The 20,527-nt window shown below is 70.6% G+C and carries 18 protein-coding genes; 5 read left to right on the top strand and 13 right to left on the bottom strand.

The annotated features are described in order from the left end of the window. Window positions 1-104: 104 nt before the first annotated feature. Together SOM19_RS12360 and SOM19_RS12365 are read right to left on the bottom strand one after the other, a co-directional pair. Entirely contained in the window at window positions 105-776 is a 672-nt protein-coding gene (locus SOM19_RS12360; protein ID WP_320486906.1) for an alpha/beta hydrolase, read from the bottom strand. 15 nt (window positions 777-791) lie between these two features. Further along, window positions 792-1,220 carry a CHRD domain-containing protein gene (locus SOM19_RS12365; RefSeq protein ID WP_320486907.1) on the bottom strand — a complete coding sequence of 143 codons (429 nt, stop codon included), beginning with the start codon at window positions 1,218-1,220 and terminating at the stop codon, window positions 792-794. 105 nt (window positions 1,221-1,325) lie between these two features. On the opposite strand from SOM19_RS12365, the gene SOM19_RS12370 reads away from it, so the two are divergent. The 3 genes from SOM19_RS12370 (at window position 1,326) to SOM19_RS12380 (ending at window position 5,851) form a co-directional block, all read left to right on the top strand. Continuing rightward, a complete protein-coding gene (locus SOM19_RS12370) occupies window positions 1,326-1,994 on the top strand; it encodes an NUDIX hydrolase family protein (RefSeq protein WP_320486908.1) in 669 nt (222 codons plus the stop codon). Between the two features lie 27 nt (window positions 1,995-2,021). Beyond that, entirely contained in the window at window positions 2,022-3,968 is a 1,947-nt protein-coding gene (locus tag SOM19_RS12375; RefSeq protein ID WP_320486909.1) for a M3 family metallopeptidase, read from the top strand. A 242-nt stretch (window positions 3,969-4,210) separates the two neighbouring features. Beyond that, on the top strand, window positions 4,211-5,851 hold the full coding sequence (locus SOM19_RS12380) for a DivIVA domain-containing protein (RefSeq protein ID WP_320486910.1): 1,641 nt from the start codon (window positions 4,211-4,213) through the stop codon (window positions 5,849-5,851). An 88-nt stretch (window positions 5,852-5,939) separates the two neighbouring features. On the opposite strand, the gene SOM19_RS12385 is transcribed toward SOM19_RS12380, so the two are convergent. The 3 genes from SOM19_RS12385 to SOM19_RS12395 form a co-directional block, all read right to left on the bottom strand. After that, window positions 5,940-7,010, bottom strand: a complete 1,071-nt coding sequence (locus SOM19_RS12385) for a threonine aldolase family protein (RefSeq protein WP_320486911.1) — start codon at window positions 7,008-7,010, stop codon at window positions 5,940-5,942. 132 nt (window positions 7,011-7,142) lie between these two features. Continuing rightward, a complete protein-coding gene (locus SOM19_RS12390) occupies window positions 7,143-7,838 on the bottom strand; it encodes an SDR family NAD(P)-dependent oxidoreductase (RefSeq protein ID WP_320486912.1) in 696 nt (231 codons plus the stop codon). Beyond that, window positions 7,831-9,276, bottom strand: a complete 1,446-nt coding sequence (locus SOM19_RS12395) for a DUF6421 family protein (protein WP_320486913.1) — start codon at window positions 9,274-9,276, stop codon at window positions 7,831-7,833. Before SOM19_RS12395 ends, SOM19_RS12390 begins: the two co-directional genes overlap by 8 nt. A gap of 142 nt (window positions 9,277-9,418) precedes the next feature. On the opposite strand from SOM19_RS12395, the gene SOM19_RS12400 reads away from it, so the two are divergent. Together SOM19_RS12400 and SOM19_RS12405 are read left to right on the top strand one after the other, a co-directional pair. Next, window positions 9,419-9,919, top strand: a complete 501-nt coding sequence (locus tag SOM19_RS12400) for an Lrp/AsnC family transcriptional regulator (protein ID WP_320486914.1) — start codon at window positions 9,419-9,421, stop codon at window positions 9,917-9,919. Between the two features lie 21 nt (window positions 9,920-9,940). Continuing rightward, window positions 9,941-10,906 (top strand): diacylglycerol/lipid kinase family protein, encoded by a 966-nt coding sequence (locus tag SOM19_RS12405; protein WP_320486915.1) that lies wholly within the window; start codon window positions 9,941-9,943, stop codon window positions 10,904-10,906. A 222-nt stretch (window positions 10,907-11,128) separates the two neighbouring features. Here SOM19_RS12405 and SOM19_RS12410 read toward each other — a convergent pair whose 3' ends face one another. From SOM19_RS12410 to hydA, 8 genes are all read right to left on the bottom strand, one after another. Next, on the bottom strand, window positions 11,129-12,661 hold the full coding sequence (locus SOM19_RS12410) for a CoA-acylating methylmalonate-semialdehyde dehydrogenase (protein ID WP_320486916.1): 1,533 nt from the start codon (window positions 12,659-12,661) through the stop codon (window positions 11,129-11,131). A gap of 53 nt (window positions 12,662-12,714) precedes the next feature. Next, entirely contained in the window at window positions 12,715-14,031 is a 1,317-nt protein-coding gene (locus SOM19_RS12415; protein ID WP_320486917.1) for an aspartate aminotransferase family protein, read from the bottom strand. A 117-nt stretch (window positions 14,032-14,148) separates the two neighbouring features. Further along, window positions 14,149-15,303 (bottom strand): ABC transporter substrate-binding protein, encoded by a 1,155-nt coding sequence (locus SOM19_RS12420; protein ID WP_320486918.1) that lies wholly within the window; start codon window positions 15,301-15,303, stop codon window positions 14,149-14,151. An 88-nt stretch (window positions 15,304-15,391) separates the two neighbouring features. Then, entirely contained in the window at window positions 15,392-16,234 is an 843-nt protein-coding gene (locus SOM19_RS12425) for an ABC transporter permease (RefSeq protein WP_320486919.1), read from the bottom strand. Beyond that, complete coding sequence (locus SOM19_RS12430; RefSeq protein WP_320486920.1) at window positions 16,231-17,070, bottom strand: ABC transporter ATP-binding protein; 840 nt, start codon at window positions 17,068-17,070, stop codon at window positions 16,231-16,233. The genes SOM19_RS12425 and SOM19_RS12430 overlap by 4 nt, the downstream gene beginning before the upstream one ends. After that, complete coding sequence (locus SOM19_RS12435; RefSeq protein ID WP_320486921.1) at window positions 17,070-18,026, bottom strand: ABC transporter permease; 957 nt, start codon at window positions 18,024-18,026, stop codon at window positions 17,070-17,072. The genes SOM19_RS12430 and SOM19_RS12435 overlap by 1 nt, the downstream gene beginning before the upstream one ends. Beyond that, window positions 18,023-19,039 (bottom strand): TIGR03842 family LLM class F420-dependent oxidoreductase, encoded by a 1,017-nt coding sequence (locus SOM19_RS12440; RefSeq protein WP_320486922.1) that lies wholly within the window; start codon window positions 19,037-19,039, stop codon window positions 18,023-18,025. Before SOM19_RS12440 ends, SOM19_RS12435 begins: the two co-directional genes overlap by 4 nt. Before the next feature lie 10 nt (window positions 19,040-19,049). After that, on the bottom strand, window positions 19,050-20,513 hold the full coding sequence (gene hydA, locus SOM19_RS12445; protein WP_320486923.1) for a dihydropyrimidinase: 1,464 nt from the start codon (window positions 20,511-20,513) through the stop codon (window positions 19,050-19,052). Between the last annotated feature and the right edge of the window lie 14 nt (window positions 20,514-20,527).

Below are 20,527 nucleotides of genomic sequence, written 5' to 3' on the forward strand. Positions count from 1 at the left end.
GATCAGCTTCACGGGAGTTCCTCACCGAGGGGACAGGACGAGAGCCAGGATAGCGGATGCCTCGGCCGCTTGTCCGGGGAACCTCCGCATCCGGCGGCAGAGCCCTAGGCCGGGCCGCCGTCCCGCAACGCTTCGAGCTGTTTGCCGAGGAAGACGCGCACGTCGTCGAGCTCCTGCTCGGAGACGCTGTGGGTCAGGCCGGCGTAGACGCGGCCGCTGAGCTCGACGCGGCCGGGCAGCCACTCGGTGGTGTGCGCGACGAGGAAGTCGGGGATCACGTCGTCATTGGTCCCGCGGCCCCAGAACACCGGCGGGCGCTGCTGTGCCAGCTCCTCGTCGCCGGGCAGCTCGCCCGGCGTGACGTACCCCGAGAGGTTCACGGCGAACGCGTACCGCTCAGGGGCGAGGCGCATCGCCTGAAGGGCGACGGCGGCGCCCTGCGAGAAGCCGAGCAGACCGACGGGGCGATCAGCGCCGGCCGCGGCATCCGTCCATTCGATCAGCCGCGTGGCCGCAGCCGTGACGTGCGCGGCGTCTCGGCTCTCCAGACCCTCGATGGGGTACCAGGAGTATCCCGGCGCGGGGAACGGCGGTGCGAGCGGAGCCCGCACCGCCGCGATCACGAACTCGTCGGGAAGGTAGGGGATGAGTCCGAACAGGTCGCGCTCGTCCGCCCCGTAGCCGTGGAGCAGCACGAGCAGCGGGCGGTCTTCGCGTTCAGCGGCGGAGACGGACCACAGCACGGCGTCGGCGTCGAGGGGCGCGTGGAGGCTCACCCGTCCATCCTCCCCTCACTTGAGCTGGCCGCGCACCTCCCCACCGGGATATGTCGGCGTGTGGACGTTGACGTAGTACGCCTTCGGGTCCGCCTCGATGGCCTGGAGCACGGTCGTCGACGCGGTGACGCAGTCGCTGACCTCGAAGCTCGTCTCGTTCGGGACGTTGATCGGGACGACCACCGGACCGGCGACCTTGCGATCGCCGATGTGGATGTGCGCGGCGGTGGTGGGGGCACTGAGCCCCTCGACCTCGAGGGTGTAGCAGAACTGATCACCCTCGATGTCGTACGAGAAGAATCCGCGGGCGCCGCCTGTGGCGCCGGTGGTCTCCTGACCGTTGTTGACCGGGATTGCGGGTACTGCGTGTGCCGCGGCGACCCCTCCCAAAGCCAGTGCCGCCGTCGCCGTTGCGGCGAGTGCGGCACGTGCTGCCGTGTGCATGATTCCCTCACTTCCTTATCGAGTTGTCTTCCTGCGTGGCACCGTACGCCCGCGCGACGGCGGCGACAAGATGCCCTCACGGCGGCGGAAGGGTATACAGGAGTCATGCCGGTGCGCACGCCAGACCCCGATCCCAACGAGCGCGACGACGACGGCACGCCCCGCGATCCGCTCGGCGGCGTCGGCGCGTCGTTCGGTCAGCGCGGGCGTCCGCTCGGCGGCGGATCGTTCGGCTCGCCTCGGCCCGGGAGTGCGGACAACCCGGGGTGGCTGACCGATGTCGAGCTCGCCGAGGCTCGCCGCCGCCTGCCGATGCTGTACGTCGAGGCGCTGCCGGTGCGCACCGACGGCGTGGGGCTTGTCACCGAGGTGGGGATCCTCCTTCGGGCGACCCCGCTCGGCGAGATGACCCGCACCCTCGTGTCAGGCCGGGTGCGCTACGGCGAGACCGTGCGCGAGGCCCTGTTCCGCCACGTCGAGAACGACCTCGGCCCGATGGCCTTCCCCTTGCTGCCGCCGCAGCCGACGCCTTTCACCGTGGCGGAGTACTTCCCGATGCCCGGGATGAGCGCCTTCCACGACGACCGCCAGCATGCGGTCTCGCTCGCCTTCGTCGTCCCCGTGACCGGGACGTGCGAGCCCCGCCAGGACGCGCTCGAAGTGACATGGATGGCACCGGAGGAAGCGGCATCCGATGCCCTCTCCGACGAGATGGAGGGCGGCCGCGGCACGCTCGTCCGCCTTGCGCTCGCCAGCGTCGGCGCGCTTCGCTGAGGAGGACGGGCGTCATAGGCTCGTCGGGTGAGCAGCGCCGCACCCGAGCCCCTGTCGTTCCCCGCCGATCTGCAAGGCTGGCTGGCATTCGCCGCCGACCGGCCGGCCGAGCGACTGGAACGCGTCGCCGCGATCGACGCCCGGCTGAAGGCCGAATCCGGGCTGAGCGCCGACGAGCGGCTCGAGCTCTGGAACGACACCGAGATCGCGCTCGCCGAAGCACTGAGCGGGGCGTATCTCCTGAGTGAGGCGCACCCCGACGCGGGCGTGCGCGAGGCGGCCGAGGCGCAGGTGCAGGCGGTCGAGGCGCTGAGCAGCCGTCGGATCCTCGATCGCGAGCTCTGGGCCGTCTTCGCGGATGTCGACAGCGGAGGGCTCGACGAGGACGCGGCCCGCGTGCTCGCCCACCTGCTGCGCGACTTCCGCCGTGGCGGCGTCGACCTCGACGACGAGACCCGTGAGCGCGTGCGCGCCCTCGCCGATCGTGACACCGAGCTGTCGCTGACCTTCTCCCGCAACGTCCGGGACGGAAGGCGGGAGATCACGGTTCCGGCGGCGGACCTCGCCGGGCTGCCGCAGGACTTCCTCGACGAGCATCCCGCCGATGCGGACGGCCGCGTCACACTCACGACCGAGTACACCGACCTCATGCCGGTGCGCGAGTACGCCGCGGTGCGCGAGACCCGCGTTGCGCTCATCAGTGCGTACAACGACCTCGCCTGGCCCGAGAACGAAGCCGTGCTCGCGGAGCTCCTCGAGGTGCGGGCGGAGCGCGCGCGTCTCCTCGGCTACGACGACTGGGCGGAGTACGAGACCGAGACGCGCATGATCGGGTCGGGCGCCGAGATCCCCGCGTTCCTTTCACGACTGGATGCCGCATCCGCCGAGGCCGCCGCGCTCGAGTACGCCCAGCTCGAGGAGCGCCTGCGCCGCGAGAGCCCCGACGCGGGCACCGTCACCGTCGCCGACTTCTGGTACCTGCTGAGCGCGCTCAAGCACGAGCAGTACGACGTCGACGCGCAGCTGGTGCGCTCGTATTTCCCCTTCCACCGTGTGCTGCCGGGTGTGCTCGAGGTCACCTCGCGCTTGCTCGGCCTGGAGTACCGACGTGCCGACGTGCCGACGTGGCATCCCGATGTCTCGAGCTACGAGGTGTTCCGGGGCGCCGAGCGGATCGGGCGCTTCCACCTCGACCTGCACCCGCGCGACGGCAAGTTCAACCACGCGGCGTGCTTCCCGCTCGCTCCCGGCGTCGCGGGCAGGGTGCTCCCCGAGGCCGTGCTGCTGTGCAACTTCTCGCGCGGGCTCCTCGAGCACGACGAGGTGGTGACGTTCTTCCACGAGTTCGGGCACCTCGTGCATGACATCGTCGGCGGTCACCAGAGGTGGGTGCGGTTCAGCGGCGTCTCGACCGAGTGGGACTTCGTCGAGGCGCCGAGCCAGCTGCTGGAGGAGTGGGCATGGGATGCCGACGTGCTCCGGTCTTTCACCGCCGATGCGGCGGGCGACCCGATCCCCGCGGACCTCGTGGCCAAGATGCGGGTCGCCGATGCCTTCGGACGAGCGCTCGAGGTCCGCCGGCAGCTCGGTCACGCCCACGTCTCGTATCGCCTGCACGTCGATCGTCCGGCCGACCTCCAGGCCGCGACCGAGGCGATCTACGCGGCCACCTCGCCCGTGCAGCCGCTGCCGGGCCAGCACCCCTATGCCGGCTTCGGCCACCTCACCGGCTACGGCGCGTGCTACTACACGTACCAGTGGAGCCTCGTGATCGCGCGCGACCTGCTGTCGGGGTTCGACTCGGGGCTGATGGACGAGCGGACGGCGCTCCACTACCGCCGATCGATCCTCGAGCCGGGCGGCAGCCGGGATGCCAAGGACCTCGTCGAGGCGTTCCTCGGACGCCCCTATTCCTTCGACGCCTACCGCGACTGGCTCGCCGGGCAGGACGGCGCCCTCGACACTCGCCGCTGACGCGGAAACCGGCGCCGAGACCCTGTGAACAACGCCTCTCCCACACAGGTCGGCGGGGTATTCTTCACGTGCCCGAGCCGCAGCCCGCTGCGCCCACACCCCTGGTGTCGCCGAAGGCGTCGTCCCTCCGTTTCCGCAGCCGTCGAACACATCCGCCGCCGGCCCGAGGATCGGGGCGCCGTCGCCTCCATCCCCCCGATGCTCGCGCCGACACAGAGACCCGAGAAGCGGAGACACACCCGATGTCCGACAACGCCTCGCCCCGTCATGACGCGGCAGAAGATACCAGCACCAATCCGTTCGACCGGCTGATCGGCGGTGGCAGCACCGCCCCCGCCACCCCGGCAGAGGCGGCCTTCACGACCGCCTTCCGCGGCTACGACAAGGACGAGGTCGACGCGGCCATCGCCGGTCTGAACGCACGTGTGCGCGCGGCGAGCGAGCAGGTCGCCCTCCTGAAGCAGAACCAGCGCCGCGCCGGCGCTGCCGTCTCGCAGAGCCGCGAGAAGGCCGATCGCCTCGAGTCCGAGCTCGCGGCCGCGACCGCGCAGCGCCAGGAGGCGCTCGAGCGCCTGGAGGCCGGCGTCGCCCAGGCCGGCTCTCGCGACCGCGACGAGGTCGCGCGCCTCGAGTCGGAGCTCTCCGCCGCCCAGGCGAAGCTCGCGAACGCCGAGCACCGCGTGCAGGCTCTCACCGAGGAGCTCGTCAGCGCGACGGAGGAGTCCTCCTCGCCGAACCGTCCGCAGTTCGAAGAGATCCTCCGGGTGGCCGAGGAGCAGGCCAGCGTCGTGCTGCGCAACGCCACGGTTCAGGGCGAGCGACTTCTCGGGGCTGCGCTCGAGGAGATCGAGAACCGCCGCAAGGACGCCAAGGTCGAGGCCGAGGCGATCGTCGCGCAGGCTCAGAGCGAGGCGCAGCAGGCCCGCCTGCGCATCGAGACCGAGCTCACCGCCCACCAGGCGCGTATCGAGCGGGAGACGGCGCACGCCGCCGAGAAGATCTCGCAGTCCGAGCGCGAGGCGGCCGCCATCCGCTCCGAGGCCGAGAAGGGGGTCGCGACCCTGCGCTCGATGGTCGCCCGCGAGACGGCGCACTCCCGCTCGGAGGCGGAGGAGGCGGTGCGTGAACTGCGGGTGCGCGCGCTCGAGTTCGAGGCATCCCTCACCCGCAGGCAGGACGACGCGCAGCAGGAGTTCCTCGTGCTGCACAACCAGGCCGTCGCCCACGCGGAGCGCATCACCCAGGACGCCAACGAACAGGTCGGCGCCTCCCTCGAGCACGCTCAGCGGGTCGCCGCCAAGGCCGACGACTTCGAGCGCCTCGTGCGCGCGCAGGCGCAGCAGGTCGAGGCCGACGCGAACGTGCGCGCCCGCGAGCAGCTCGACCGGGCCCGCGCGAAGGCGCAGCAGATCATCGACCTCGTCACGGGCCACTCGCAGGCCGTGCTCCGCGACGCGGAGGACCGCACGCGGGCGCTCCGCTGGCAGCAGCACCAGCTGACCAGCTTCATGGCCGAGGTCAAGGACCTCATCCGTCCGAGCGCACCGCTGGAGATCTCGGATGCGCCCGCCGCGTCTCTCGGCGAGACCCTCGAGGACGCCGCGCCGATCGAGCACGTGGTCCACACCGAGGACGTCGACGCCGAGCACGACGCCACGGCGGCCGCGGAGACGGTGTCGGAGACGCACGACGGGGGGCGCCGCGACGAAGAGCCCCGCGACGACGACCCCGCCGCGGAGGCCGACGCAGACACGGCCGAACAGTCGGACCAGCCCGAGCAGCAGGACCAGGCCGAGCAGGCCGAGCAGCAGGAGCAGGGCGAGTTGCAGGAGAACGCCGAGCAGCCGGAGCAGGACGAGCAGCTCGAGCGCGTCGAGGGCTGAGCCTCACGCGACGACGAAGGGACCCCGGCACCTCGTGCCGGGGTCCCTTTCGCGTGCGCACAGCTGGTTCGCCGGCCCGCGGACGAGGTCAGTCGCGGATGGTCTCGCGGGAGATCGCGGCGATGAAGGCGTCGATGTCGGCCTCGCTGGTGTCGAACGAGCACATCCACCTCACCTCGTTCTTGGCGGCATCCCAGTCGTAGAAGCGGAACGACTCACGCAGTCGGTCGGCGACGCCGTCGGGCACGGTGGCGAAGACGCCGTTCGCCTGGGTTGGCTGGGTGAACGCGACCCCGCGAATGGACCCGTCGGCGAGCCCGGCCTCGACCCCGGCGCGCAGGCGCTGGGCCATCGCGTTGGAGTGCGACGCGTTCCGCTGCCACAGGTCGCCCTCGAGCAGCGCGACCAGCTGCGCGGAGACGAACCTCATCTTCGACGACAGCTGCATGTCGAGCTTGCGCAGGTAGGTCAGCCCCTGCGACGCCTCGGGGTCGAGCACCACGATCGCCTCGCCCAGCATGGCGCCGTTCTTCGTGCCGCCGAAGCTCAGCAGGTCGACGCCCACGTCGCGCGTGAACGCACGCAGTGGCAGGCCGAGGGATGCCGCGGCGTTGGAGATGCGCGAGCCGTCCATGTGCAGGCGCATGCCGTGGCCGTGCACGTGCTCGGCGATGGCCGTGAGCTCGTCGACGGAGTAGACCGTGCCGAGCTCGGTCGACTGGGTGATCGACACGACGAGCGGCTGAGCCCGGTGCTCGTCGCCCCAGCCCCACGCCTCGCGATCGATGAGCTCGGGGGTGAGTTTGCCGTCGTCGGTCGGGACGTTCAGGATCTTGATGCCGCCGACGCGCTCTGGCGCCCCGCCCTCGTCGACGTTGATGTGCGCCGTCGACGCGGCGATGACGGCGCCCCAACGCGGGAGCATCGACTGCAGGCCGACGACGTTCGCCCCCGTGCCGTTGAAGACCGGGTAGGCCTCGACGCCCTCGCCGAAGTGGCGGGCGAAGACCTGCTGCAGCCGCTCGGTGTAGACGTCCTCGCCGTAGGCGACCTGGTGTCCGTCATTGGCGGCCGAGATCGCGGCGAGCACCTCGGGGTGGATGCCGGAGTAGTTGTCTGACGCGAAGCCGCGCAGGTTCGGGTCGTGGATCGTGGTCACGGTGTTCCAATCTAGCTGTGTCACGACTCAGGCCGAGTCGGTTGGCTGCGCACGAAGGGCCCCGGAATCCCCGGGCGGATCAGTCGCGGGCGCGCGCTGCAGGCGGAGTTGCGGCACACCCGCCCGACGCGTTCAGAGGGTGGGATCGGTGAGCTCGACGATGGTGTCGTTCACGTCGGCCGCGTCGGAGTCCCAGAGGTCGGCGAACCGCTGGGCGAGCGCCTCCTCCAGGCCGTCCAGCGACTTGGCCCGGAAGACGACGGATGCCGCCGCCAGCGGCTGGCCGGCATCCCGGGCCGACTTGGCGAAGCCCTGTGCGACGGCGCGGGCCCAGGCCTCGGTGGCCGCCTTCACCGCGGCGTAGTTCGCCCCGCCGGCGAGCGGCCGCGCCACCGCCGTGGACGACACGACGGCCAGGCGAGCGGCGCTCGAGGCGCGCAGGTCGGCGTCGAACGCCCGCGAGATGTGCCGGAGCGCCGTGAGCGACCTTTCGAGGAAGCGGTAGTCCGCCTCGCTCTGCCCCGCCAGCCCGCCGCCGCCGCGCCACCCTCCGACGAGGTGCAGGACACCGTCGACGTGCCCCTCGGCCGCGTGCACGCGCTCGGCCAGCGACGCCACCTCGGACTCGTCGGCCAGATCGCACACCGCGGTGCGGACGCCGGCAACCGCCGCGGCGAGGTCGTCGAGCCGGCCGGCGTCCCGCCCGACCGCGACGACCCGCGCCCCGGCCGAAGCCAGGACGCGGGCCGCCTCGAGCCCGGAGGCGCTGGTGGCGCCGGCGACCAGCACGTGCCGGTCGGCGACTCCCTGCGACGCGGTGTCAGGCATCCGATCCCACGATGCCGGCCGTGGACTCGATCACCGGTCGCATCTTCTTTTCGAGCGCCTCGAAGAACATCGACAGCGGGAACTCGTCGTCCATGACCGCGTCGGTGTAGCCCTTGGGCGCGCCCGCGAGCACCTCATCCGGAAGGCCCCGCGCCCACGAGGACGCCGGGTTGGGCGTGAGCGTGGCACGCACGAGCTCGTACGCCGCGAGCCAGTGCGCCGTCTTCGGACGGTCGATCGAACGCCAGTAGAGCGTGTCGATCGCGTCGCTCAGCTCGACCACGGCTGCCGGCACATTCGGCCAGTCGAACGTGAGCGAGGTGTCGGTCCAGTGCAGCACGCCGCGCTGGTGCAGCCACGCGAACAGCAGCTGGCCGCCCACGGCGTCGTAGTTGCGCACCCGCGACCCGGTGATCGCGAACCGGAAGATGCGGTCGAAGATCACGGCGAACTGCACCAGCCCGGCGTGCAGCAGCGTCTCGCTCTGCGCGGGGGTCAGCGGCGCGCCGATGGACGTCTGCTCGGTGAGATCGCGCTCGAGCGCGACGCACTCGCGGAACGCCGTGAGGTCGCATCGCAGCTCTTCCAGCGAATACAGGAAGAACGGCATCCGCTGCTTGATCATGAACGGGTCGAACGGCAGGTCGCCGCGCATGTGCGTGCGGTCGTGGATGATGTCCCACATCACGAACGTCTTCTCGGTGAGCTCCTGGTCCTCCAGCATGCGCGCCGCGCGCTCGGGGAGGACGAGCTTGGTGATCTCCGACGCCGCCCGCACCACGCGCCGGTACCGCGCGGCCTCGCGATCCTGGAAGATCGCGCCCCACGTGAACGCGGGCACCTCCCGCATCGCGACCGTCTCGGGAAACAGCACCGCGGAGTTGGTGTCGTAGCCCGGAGTGAAGTCGATGAAGCGCAGCGACACGAACAGCTTGTTCGTGTACTGGGTCTCGAGCTCGGCGATGAACTCCGGCCAGATCACCTCGACGAGCACCGCCTCGACGTGCCTGTCGGACGAGCCGTTCTGGGTATACATCGGGAAGACCACGAGATGACGGATGCCGTCGACCCGGTGCCTCTCGGGCCGGAAGGCGACGAGCGAGTCGTGGAAGTCCGGGATGCCGAAGCCGCCGTCGGCCCACCGCTCGAAGTCCACAGCGCTCGCCGCGAGGTACTCCGCGTCATGCGGGAACCAGGGCGTCAGGGCGCGGAGGGACTCGACGATCGTCGCGACCGCGACGCGCGCATCGGCGTGATCCGCGGCGTCCGGGACGGAGCCGTCCTTCACCTGGATCGCCTGCAGGGCCACGGCGGAGTCCTTCAGTCGGCGCCAGGCCTCGGTGTGCTCGACGCCGGGGGCGCGGCCGTCCTCGACGACCTCGGGCTCTCCGACGATGACCTTCGCTGCACCGGTGTGCTGCATCTGGCTCGATGACATGGGAACCTCCGATCCGACATAAGGGTGGTCGCGCGGGCCGACTGCCTGCGCCGTGGCCATTCTACGAGAGGATTTCCTGTCGATACACCGAACGGGCGGAGGATCACCGGTCTCAGTCCTCCGATGCTGGTACTCTCCCCGCATGCCCGCTCCGGACGACATCCCCGCCGATACGGCCGCGCGCCCCGGGGCGCAGCTCGACGATCCCGTCGACGCGAAGATCCTCGGCGTGCTCGCGCTCGATGCCCGCGCGACGCTGGCCCAGATCTCGGCGGCCGTCGGACTCTCGGCCTCGGCGGTGCAGACCCGGCTGCGACGCCTCGAGGCCCGCGGTGTCATCGTCGGCTACCGCGCGCTGCTCGATCCGGAAGCGGTCGGAAAGCCGCTCTCGGCCCTGATCGAGATCACGCCGCTCGATCCCACGCAGCCCGACAACGCGCCGGAGATGCTCGAGCATCTGGCCGAGATCGAGGCCTGCCACTCGATCGCCGGGGATGCGAGCTACATCCTCTTCGTGCGCGTCGCGTCGCCGCGAGCGCTCGAGGGACTCATCCGCGACATCCGTCTCGCCGCATCGGTCAGCACCCGGACGACCGTCGTGCTGCAGACCTTCTACGAGAATCGCCCGATCCTTCCCGCCTGACGGGATCGGTAGTCTCGGGCCATGCCCCTTCCCACGACCCCGCTGCCCGCATCGCCGAGCGGTCGAGGAGTTCTGATCGTGCGGAACGCGCTTTCGGGGGCGTCGGTCATGCGCGCAGACCCGTCGCCGGTCTTCGCCGCCGAGCTTCCCGACGCGACGATCCACGAGCTCGCCGAGGGCGAGGATCTCGCCACGGCGGTGGCCCAGGCGATGAAATCGGATGCCCCGCCCGAGGTGCTGGGCGTCTACGGCGGCGATGGCTCGGTGTCGCGCATGGCGCACCTCGCGCGCCGGCATGACCGGCCCCTGCTCGCGCTCCCCGGCGGCACGTTCAACCACTTCGTGCGGGCGCTCGGGATCGACGACATCGATGCCGGGCTCGCGGCCCTCGCGGCGGGCACCGGACTCCGGGTCGGCGTGGCCGAGGTGACGGCCGACGGCGACGAGCCGGTCACCGTGCTCAACGTCGTGTCGGTGGGCGCCTACCCGGAGCTGATCGAAGAGCGCGAGCGGCGCAGCACCCTCGGGAAGTGGCTCGGCGGGGTCGCCGCCACCTGGACGGCGCTGCGGCGCACCGAGCCGCTCACCATCGTGCTCGACGGCAGGCGCGCCCGGGTGTGGTCGGTCTTCGTGAGCGTCGGCCGAAACGACCCCGAGCGCGTCGCCACGATGCAGCGGCAGGAGGTCGACGCGGGGGTGCTCGACGTGCGCATCCACCACGCGCGGGGAACCAGGGTCCGCGCCCTCGCGTCCCTGGCGTTCGGCAAGCGGACGGCGGCCGTGCTGCGCGCGGTCCACCTGTTCCCGCGCGACGCGGACATCGAGCGGCTCGTGGTGCGCGAGCTCGAGCTGCTGGTGCGTCCCGAGCCCGGTCGTCCGTCGGTGTTCGTGCATGACGGCGAGCTCGTCGAGTGCGCCCCCGAGGGGTTCCGGCTGCGCTGCGTGGCCCTGCCCGACGCGCTCACGGTGTACGCGCCCGAGCCCTAGGCGGCCCGGGGCGTTTCGTCTCGTCGCTCCGCTCCTCGCTCAACGACCGGGCCTGTACCCGGTCGTTGAGCGAGCGATGGGCCCACGCGCCCAGAGGCTCCGCGGATCGCGTCAGCGATCCGTGGAGGGGGCGTGGGGACGAGACGAAACGCGCGTCGCAGACGACGGATGCCGCGACCCCGAAGGGCCGCGGCATCCGGAACCGCGTGAAAGCCGCCGCGCTCAGTCGTGCTGCGGGAAGCCCAGGTTCAGTCCGCCGTGCGACGGGTCGAGCCAGCGCGAGGTGATCGCCTTCTCGGCCGTGAAGAAGTCGAACCCGTGCGGGCCGTACGCCTTCGCGTCACCGAACAGCGAGGCCTTCCAGCCGCCGAACGAGTGGTACGCGACGGGCACCGGGATGGGCACGTTGATGCCGATCATCCCGACCTGCGCCTCGCGCTGGAAGCGGCGGGCCGCTCCGCCGTCGTTGGTGAAGATCGCCGTCCCGTTGCCGTACAGACTCGAGTTGATGATGCCGAGGCCGTCCTCGTAGCCCTCGACGCGCACGACCGAGAGCACGGGTCCGAAGATCTCGTCCGTGTAGACGGTCGAGCTCGTCGGCACCTTGTCGATGAGGGTGGGTCCGAGCCAGAAGCCGCCGGGGTCGCCGTCGGGCTCGACGTCGCGGCCGTCGACGACCACCGTCGCCCCGTCCGTCGCCGCCACGTCGATGTACGACGTCACCTTGTCGCGGTGCTGCCCCGTGATGAGCGGTCCCATGTCGCAGCCGCGCGTCCCGTCGCCGGTGCGCAGCGTCGCCATGCGCTCCGACACCTTGGCCACGAACTCGTCGGCCACGGTGTCGACGGCCAGCACGACCGAGATCGCCATGCAGCGCTCGCCCGCGGAACCGAAGCCCGCGTTGACCGCGGCGTCGGCGGCGAGGTCGAGGTCGGCATCCGGAAGCACCAGCATGTGGTTCTTCGCGCCGCCGAGGGCCTGCACGCGCTTGCCGTGCGAGGTCGCGGTCTCGTAGACGTACTTGGCGATCGGCGTCGAGCCCACGAACGAGATGGCACGCACGTCGGGGTGCTCGAGGAGGGCGTCCACGGCCTCCTTGTCGCCGTGGACGACATTGAGCACGCCGTCGGGGAGTCCCGCCTCGGACATGAGGGCGGCGAGCCAGTTCGCCGCGGTGGGATCCTTCTCGCTGGGCTTGAGGATCACGGCGTTGCCGGCGGCGAGCGCGATCGAGAAGAACCAGAGCGGAACCATCGCGGGGAAGTTGAAGGGGCTGATGATCCCGACCACGCCGAGCGGCTGCTTGAGCGTGTAGACGTCGATGCCGGTCGAGACGTTCTCGGAGTAGGCGCCCTTCGTCAGGTGCCCGAGTCCGCAGGCGAACTCGACCACCTCCATACCGCGGGCGATCTCCCCCAGCGCGTCCGACAGCACCTTGCCGTGCTCCGCCGTGAGGATCTGCGCGAGCTCGTCCTTGCGTTCGTTGAGGAGCTCGCGGAACGCGAACATCACTGCGGTCCGCTTGGAGATCGACGCGTCGCGCCACTGCGCCCAGGCGGCCGAGGCGCTGTCGACGGCGGTCGCGACGTCGGCCGTCGATGCGAAGCGCACGCTCTTCTGCACGGTGCCCAGCGCGGGATTGAACACCGAGCCCGTGCGCTCGGATGTCCCGGCCCAGGTGGTGCCTCCCACCCAGTGGTCGAGGATCGTCGTCGCGGACTGTTCGGTCCGCTCCAGGGTCGTCGTGTCGGTCATCGTGTTCCTGCCCTTCATTGGGAAGCCCTCCTCGTGAGAGGACGCGAGACGCGTCAGAAGAGGTCGTCTTCGACGCTCGTCAGAGCTTCATCGTAAATCGCGAGAGCCTGTGCGGCCTCATCGTGTGTGACCACGCACGGCGGTACGACGTGGATGCGGTTCTCCGCCGCGAAGGGCAGCAGCCCTCGCGACGTCAGCTCCTTCTTCAGCTGCCCGATCACCTCGGGGCCCACCGGTTCGCGCGTCGCCTCGTCGGCGACCAGCTCGATCGCCCAGAACACGCCCTCGCCGCGGACCTCGCCGACGAGCGGGTGCGCGCCGGCGAGCCTCGCCAGCCCGGGGCCGAAGACGTCGGCGCCGACGCGGCGGGCGTTGTCGACGATGCCCTCGCTCTCCATGGCATCGATCGAGGCGATGATGGATGCCGCCGCCAGCGGATGCCCGGAGTACGTGAGCCCGCCGGGGAAGACCCGGTCGTCGAAGGTCGCCGAGATCGCGTCCGAGATGATCACGCCGCCCACCGGCACGTAGCCCGAGTTGACGCCCTTGGCGAAGGTGATGAGGTCGGGGACGACGTCGAAGCCGTCGAACGCGAACCAGCGTCCGGTGCGGCCGAACCCGCACATCACCTCGTCGAGGATCAGCACGATGCCGTAGCGGTCGCACAGCGCCCTGACCCCGGCGAGATAGCCGGGCGGCGGTACCAGGATGCCCGCGGTTCCGGGGACGGACTCGAGCAGGATCGCGGCGATGGTCGCGGGACCCTCGGACTGGATCACGCGTGCGAGGTGGTGCAGGGCCCGGGCGGACTCCTCCTCGGGGGTCGTCGCCCAGAACTCGCTGCGGTACAGGTAGGGGCCGAAGAAGTGCGCGTGCCCGCGGGCGTACTGGTTCGGCATCCGCCGCCAGTCGCCGGTCGCGACGATGGCCGCGCCGGTGTTGCCGTGGTACGAGCGATAGGTGGACAGCACGGTGTCGCGGCCGGTGTGCAGCCGAGCCATGCGGATCGCGTTCTCGTTGGCGTCGGCGCCGCCGTTGGTGAAGAACACCTTGGCGAACCCGTCCGGCGCCTTCGAGAGGATGCGCTCGGCCGCCTGGCCGCGGGTGAGGTTCGCGGTCGCGGGACCGATCGTGGCGAGCTGAGCCGCCTGCTCCTGGATCGCCGCGACGACGGCAGGATGCTGGTGCCCGATGTTGACGTTGACGAGCTGGCTGGCGAAGTCCAGCATCCGATTGCCGGCGTGATCCCACACCACGGTGCCCGAGCCCCCGGCGATCACCGGCAGGTCGAGGCCCGCCTGCGCTGACCAGGAGTGGAACACGTACTCACGGTCGAGCGCCTTGGCGGTGGCGTCGAGGTCATCGGACATCGTGTGGGCTCCTCGGGGGTCGTGCGTTTTCCTCACTCGCTACGCTCGTCGCTCGGCGACCGGGGGTCAACAGGCAACCCGGCCGCCGAGCGGGCGAAAGCGAGACGGAGCGTCCGGCTAGTTGCCGCCCTCCTGGAGTTCGACATCGATCGGAGTGAAGCCGTCGCCGGTCAGATCGACCCCGTCAGCCTCGAGCTCGTCGAGCGCCTTCTGGATGTACTCGTTCGTCCAGGCGCTCGCCGGCGGCTCCTCGGTGATCAGGTGCGCACCGGTCTCGTTGACTGCGGCGAGGGCGCCGTCGACCGTCTGCTGCCACGCAGCCTCGTCGATGATGCCGATGCCGTCGGGCGACGGCCAGATGAGCTTGTTGATCTCGTTCATCATCCATAGCTCATGACTCGGACCCCACGCGGAGCCGTTCTCGAGCGTGATCGCCGCGGCCTCCTCGGGGTTGTCGCGGGCATACGCCCACCCCTTCACGACGGCCTTGAGGAACGCCACGGTGGTGTCGGCGTACTCAGAGTCGCTCTCGAGCCGCGCGGTGTCGGCCCAGATCGCGTCCTGGAGCATGGCGCCCACGGTGTCCTGGTAGCTGATGACGTTGAAGTCCTCGGGCTGGTACAGCTCGCCCGTGTCGGGGTCCACCGTCTCGAGCAGCTGCGCGTACTCGTTGTAGGTCATGGCCTGTGCCGCGTCGATGTCACCCTGCAGGAACGCATTCATGTTGAAGTCCTGCGTGATGATCTGGACGGTGGTCGAGTCGAGCCCTTCGGCGGCCATGGCCGCGAAGATCTCCCACTCGTTGCCGAAGCCCCACGAGCCGATCGTCTTGCCCTCGAAGTCCGCCACCGAGTCGATGCCCGAGTCGGCCCACGAGACCTGGAGCGTGCCGGAGCGCTGGAAGATCTGCGCGATGTCGGTCAGGTTCGCCCCGGCTTCGATGGAGCCGAGCACCTTCGGCACCCAGGCGATGGCGTAGTCGACGTCGCCGTTGGCGAGCGCGTCCTGCGGGACGATGTCGCCGCCCGACGGGATGATCTCGACCTCGAGGCCCTCGTCCTTGAAGAAGCCCTGCTCGATGGCCGCGAAGTAGCCGGCGAACTGGGCCTGCGGCAGCCACTGGAGCTGCAGCTTCACCGGCGTGAGGTCGCCGGCTTCGGGATCGCCGCTCTCGGAAGGGGTGTCACCGCCGCCGGCGCATCCGGAGATCAGAAGCGCGGCCGACAGGGCGAACGCGCCTGTCGCGAGCGCGCGACGTGTGCTGTGTCTCATGTCGTTCCTTTCAGTCCCCGGTGCGGGGGTTCGCTGCGGGTGGTGCATGGCCGGCCTCGCGGGACGAGGACGCGGGTGACGGCGCGCGTCATCGCGTGCCCTCGGTCGGGATGCGGCGGAGCACGAGCCACTCGAGGAGCGCCGTCGCGAGGTAGAAGACGAGGCCGAGCGCGATCGCGGCGGCGACGTAGGCCCAGGCGCGCGCGTAGGCGCTCGTGGCGGCCGACGTCGCGATGAAGGTGCCGAGGCCGCCGCGCGGTCCGCCGAAGTACTCGGCGACCAGGGCGGAGATGACCGCGAGCGAGCTCGCGATGCGGATGCCCGTCATGAGGTAGGGCACTGCCGTGGGCAGGGTGACCTTGCGGAAGGTCTCGCTGCCGGAGGCAGCGTAGACCCGCATGAGGTCCCGGTGGACCGGCCGGGTCTGGCGCAGGCCTCGGAGCGTGTTGACGAACACGGGGACGAAGGCTGCGAGGGCCGCGATGGCCTGCCGCCCGAACTGGCTGTCGTAGCCGAACATCGAGTTGAGGACCGGCGCCAGGGCGACGATCGGCACGACCGCGAGAGAGGCGACGATAGGGGCCGACATGCCGTCCACCGCGCGCCAGCGCGACGCCAGGGCCGCGAGCAGGATCGCCAGCAGCGTCCCGACGACGAGGCCGACCAGCGCGTTCGTACCCGTGATGATCGTGGCCTGCACGATGGCGGGCCAGAACTCCACGAGCTGCTGCAGGATCGCCTCTGGGCTCGGCAGCAGGTAGTCCGACACCCCCACGACCGTCACGAGGAACTGCCACACCGCCAGGCCGAGCAGGCCGACCGCGATCGGCGCGACGACACGGAGCCGGCGCTCGGCCGCAGGGCTCCAGCCAGCCCGCTCGGCACGTGCCGCCCGCCGGGGCCGGGCTGCCTGTTCCTGCCGGAGGGTCATCGCTCCTCCGCTCCGCGCGCGGACGGCGCGGGGGCGCCGTGCAGCGCCTCGCGGACCGCCGTCACCTTCGCGAAGAAGGCGGGGGTCTCGCGCAGGGAGTCGTCGCGGGCGACGTCCGTGCCGAAGCCCGTCTCGATCACGGTGGTGATGCGACCGGGACGCGGCGACATCACGACAACGCGATCCGAGAGGAACACCGCCTCGGGGATCGAGTGCGTCACGAACACCACGGCGGCACCGGTCTCGGCGGCGATGCGTGACAGCTCGGCCTGCATCCGCTCGCGCGTCATCTCGTCGAGGGCGCCGAAGGGCTCGTCCATCAGGAGCAGCCGCGGTCGCTCCGCCAGGGCGCGGGCGATGGCGACGCGCTGCTGCATCCCGCCGGAGAGCTGATCCGGATGCCGCTCCGCGAAGTCCGACAGTCCCACCAGCTCGGCGAGCTCGGCGACGCGGGCCTTGCGCTCGCCCGCCGCCATGCCGTGCAGCTCGAGGGGGAGCGCGATGTTGGCGGCGACCGTCCGCCAGGGGAGCAGCCCGGCCTGCTGGAACGCGATGCCGTAGTCCTGGTCGCGACGCGCGCGCTGTGCGGGCTTGCCGAACACCTCGATCGACCCTGATGTCGCGGAGTCCAGGTCGGCGATGAGTCGCAGCAGCGTCGACTTGCCGCAGCCGGACGGGCCGATCAGCGACACGAACTCGCCCTCGGCCACGTCCAGCTCGATGCCGTCGAGCGCGGTCACATCCCCGGCCTTCGACGGGAAGACCTTCGATGCGCCCCGCACCGTCACCGCCGCGGTCGCCGTGCCGGTCGTCTGGTCGGATCCCTGAAGCGTCATCAGGCGGCCTCTCCTCGTCGATAGTCCTTCAGGAACACGCCGAGCAGTGCGACGGAACCCGCCGCGACGAGCCCGAGTGCGATGGCGCCGAAGATGGGCGCCCATGCTTTCGAGGGGTCGCCCGACGCCTGGCCGGCGAACTGGATGAGCAGCCGCCCGATCCCGCCCTGGAGGCCCGTCGAGACTTCGGCGACGACCGCGCCGATCACCGCGTTCGCGGCGCCCAGCCGCAGCGCGGGCAGGAGGTAGGGGACCGATGCCGGCAGTCGCAGCTTCACGAGAGTGGGCCAGTAGCCCGCTGCATAGGTGTGCATCAGCTCGGTGTGGATGCGATCGGGCGACTGCAGTCCGCGCAGCGCGCCGACCGCGATGGGGAAGAAGGCGAGGTATGACGCGATCAGGGCGACCGACATCCAGTCCTGCCACTCCCAGCCGCCGATCTCGATGCGCGAGCCCCAGCTCTTGACGATGGGGGCGAAGGCGATGAGCGGCACGGTCTGGCTCAGGATGATCCAGGGCAGCAGGCCCCATTCGGCCAGACGCCAGCGCTGCATGAGGAGCGCGAACGCGAAGCCCACGATCATCCCGACGATCCAGCCGACCGCCGCAATGCCGAGGGTCGTGAGTGCGCCGAGCGCGATCACGCCCCACAGCGGGGGCGAGCCCTCCTGCCGTGTGACGGGGGCGAGCAGGCGTGCCGCCATGTCCCACACGTGCGGCATCGCGAGGTCGGTCGTGCGGGGGAGGATGCGCAGACCCCCGACGACGACGCCGTCCTCGGGCGCAACGAGCTTGTAGAGCTCCCAGACGATGATCACGGCGGCGACGCCGACGATGCCCCACAGCCATGCCGTCCCGGGACGCCGGCCGCGCGGACGCGGCGCGCGCGCGGGGTGCGCGGGGTCCCCCGGCGCGGCCAGCGCGACGGGGGTGTCGATCGAAGGGGGAGCCGTCATGCCTTGGCCGCGACGTGCGCGGAGAGCGCGGGGATCACGGTCTCGCCGTAGACCCGCATCGTCTCCTCCTTGCTGTCGTGCTGGAGGTAGCCGGCGAACTGCGTCACCCCGAGCGCCCGCAGCTGCTCGAGCTTGGCGATGTGCTCCTCAGCGGTGCCCAGGATGCAGAACCGGTCGACGATCTCGTCGGGCACGAAGTCCACGTGGTCGTTGTCGGACTTGCCGTGGGTGTTGTAGTCGTAGCCCTGGCGTCCGGCGATGTACTCCGTCAGCGCCTCGGGCACGGCGCCGTGCTCGCCGTACTTCGCCACGATGTCGGCGACGTGGTTGCCGACCATTCCGCCGAACCACCGGCACTGATCTCGCATGTGCTCCCAGTCGTCGCCGATGTACATCGGGGCGGCCACGCAGAAGGCGATTGAATCGGGGTCGCGGCCGGCGGCGGATGCGGCATCCCGAACCGTCTTGATCATCCATGCGGCGATGTCGACGTCCGCGAGCTGCAGGATGTAGCCGTCGCCGACCTCGCCGGTGAGCTTGAGTGCGAGCGGGCCGTACGCGGCCACCCACACCTCGAGCTCGGAGCCGCGGCTCCACGGGAACTGCAGCGTCGCGCCCTTGTACTCGACCGGGCGGGAGTTCGCGAGCTCGCGGATGACGTGGATCGACTCGCGCAGCTCCGACATCGATACGGGCTTGCCGTTGGTCACGCGCACCGCGGAGTCGCCGCGGCCGATGCCGCAGACCGTGCGGTTGCCGTACATCTCGTTGAGCGTGGCGAAGACGGATGCCGTGACCGTCCAGTCCCGTGTCGCCGGGTTCGTGACGAACGGCCCGACCGTCACGCGCTTGGTGGCCCCCAGGATGGCCGAGTGGATCACGTACGGCTCCTGCCACAGCAGGTGGGAGTCGAACGTCCACACGTGGCTGAAGCCGTGCGCCTCGGCGAGCTGCGCGAGCTGGACGGTGCGCGCCGCCGGCGGGTTGGTCTGGAGGACGACTCCGAAGTCCATGCGGTGATCCTTACGTCAGGTACTGGCTGAGGCCGCGCTTGAGGAAGCGGCCGTCGCCCTTGGCGCCGAGGTACTCGCCGCCGTCGACGATGACCTTGCCGCGCGAGAGCACGGTGTCGACGTGGCCGTCGATCTCGAACCCCTCCCAGGCCGAGTGGTCCATGTTCATGTGATGTGACCTGCCCGTAGGCGAGCCGTCCGGCCGCTGGCCCACGCCGATCGAGGTGTGCCCGTTCGGGTCGTAGACCACGACGTCGGCGTCGGCACCCGGCTGGATGACGCCCTTGCGCCCGTAGAGGCCGAACATGCGAGCCGGGGTCGTGGAAGTCAGCTCCACCCAGCGCTCGAGGGTGATCTTCCCCGTCACGACGCCCTGGTACATGAGGTCCATGCGGTGCTCGATCGAACCGATGCCGTTCGGGATCGCCCGGAAGTCGCCGCGCCCGAGCTCCTTCTGGTCCTTCATGCAGAACGGGCAGTGGTCGGTCGAGACCATCTGCAGGTCGTTGGTGCGCAGCGCCTGCCACATGTGGTCCTGGTGGCCCTCGGCGCGCGAGCGCAGCGGCGTGGAGCACACCCACTTCGCCCCCTCGAACCGGCCCCACTCGTCGCTGGAGGCGCCGAGCTGCTCTTCGAGCGAGAGGTAGAGGTACTGCGGGCAGGTCTCGCCGAACACGTTCTGGCCGCGATCCCGGGCCGCGGCGAGCTGCTCCACGGCCTGCTTCGCGCTGACGTGCACGACGTACAGCGGGGCACCGGTGAGGTTCGCGATCATGATCGCGCGGTGGGTCGCCTCCTCCTCCATCTGCCAGGCGCGGGCGATGCCGTGGAAGTACGGGTCGGTCTTGCCCTCTGCCACCAGCTGCGCCGCCAGCACATCGATCACCGGGCCGTTCTCGGCATGCATCATCGTGAGCAGCCCGGTCTCGCGCGAGACCTGCATCGCCTTGAGCACCTGGGCGTCGTCGGAGTAGAAGACCCCCGGGTAGGCCATGAAGAGCTTGAAGCTGGTGACGCCCTCGTCGATCAGGCCCGGCATGGCCGCGAGGGCGCCGTCGTCGACGCCGCCGATGATCTGGTGGAACCCGTAGTCGATCGCGCAGTTGCCGGCCGCCTTCGCGTGCCACGACGCGAGGCCGTCCTGCACGCGCTCGCCGTACTTCTGCACGGCGAAGTCGATGATGCTGGTCGTGCCGCCCCACGCCGCCGCACGGGTGCCGGTCTCGAACGTGTCGATGGCCGCCGTGCCGCCGAAGGGCAGCTCCATATGGGTGTGGGCGTCGATGCCGCCGGGGATCACGTACTTGCCCGTCGCATCGATGACCGCGTCGACGGATGCCGCGACATCCGTCCCGAGAAGCTCGGAGCCGGGCTGCAGCACCGCGACGATCGTCTCGCCGTCGATCAGCACATCGGCCTCGGAGCGGCCGGTCGCCGAGACGACCGTCCCGCCGGTGATCAGTGTCGTGGTCATGGTGTCTCCTGTCC

Source organism: Microbacterium sp. CFBP9034, from assembly GCF_034045255.1.
Classification (GTDB): Bacteria; Actinomycetota; Actinomycetes; order Actinomycetales; family Microbacteriaceae; genus Microbacterium.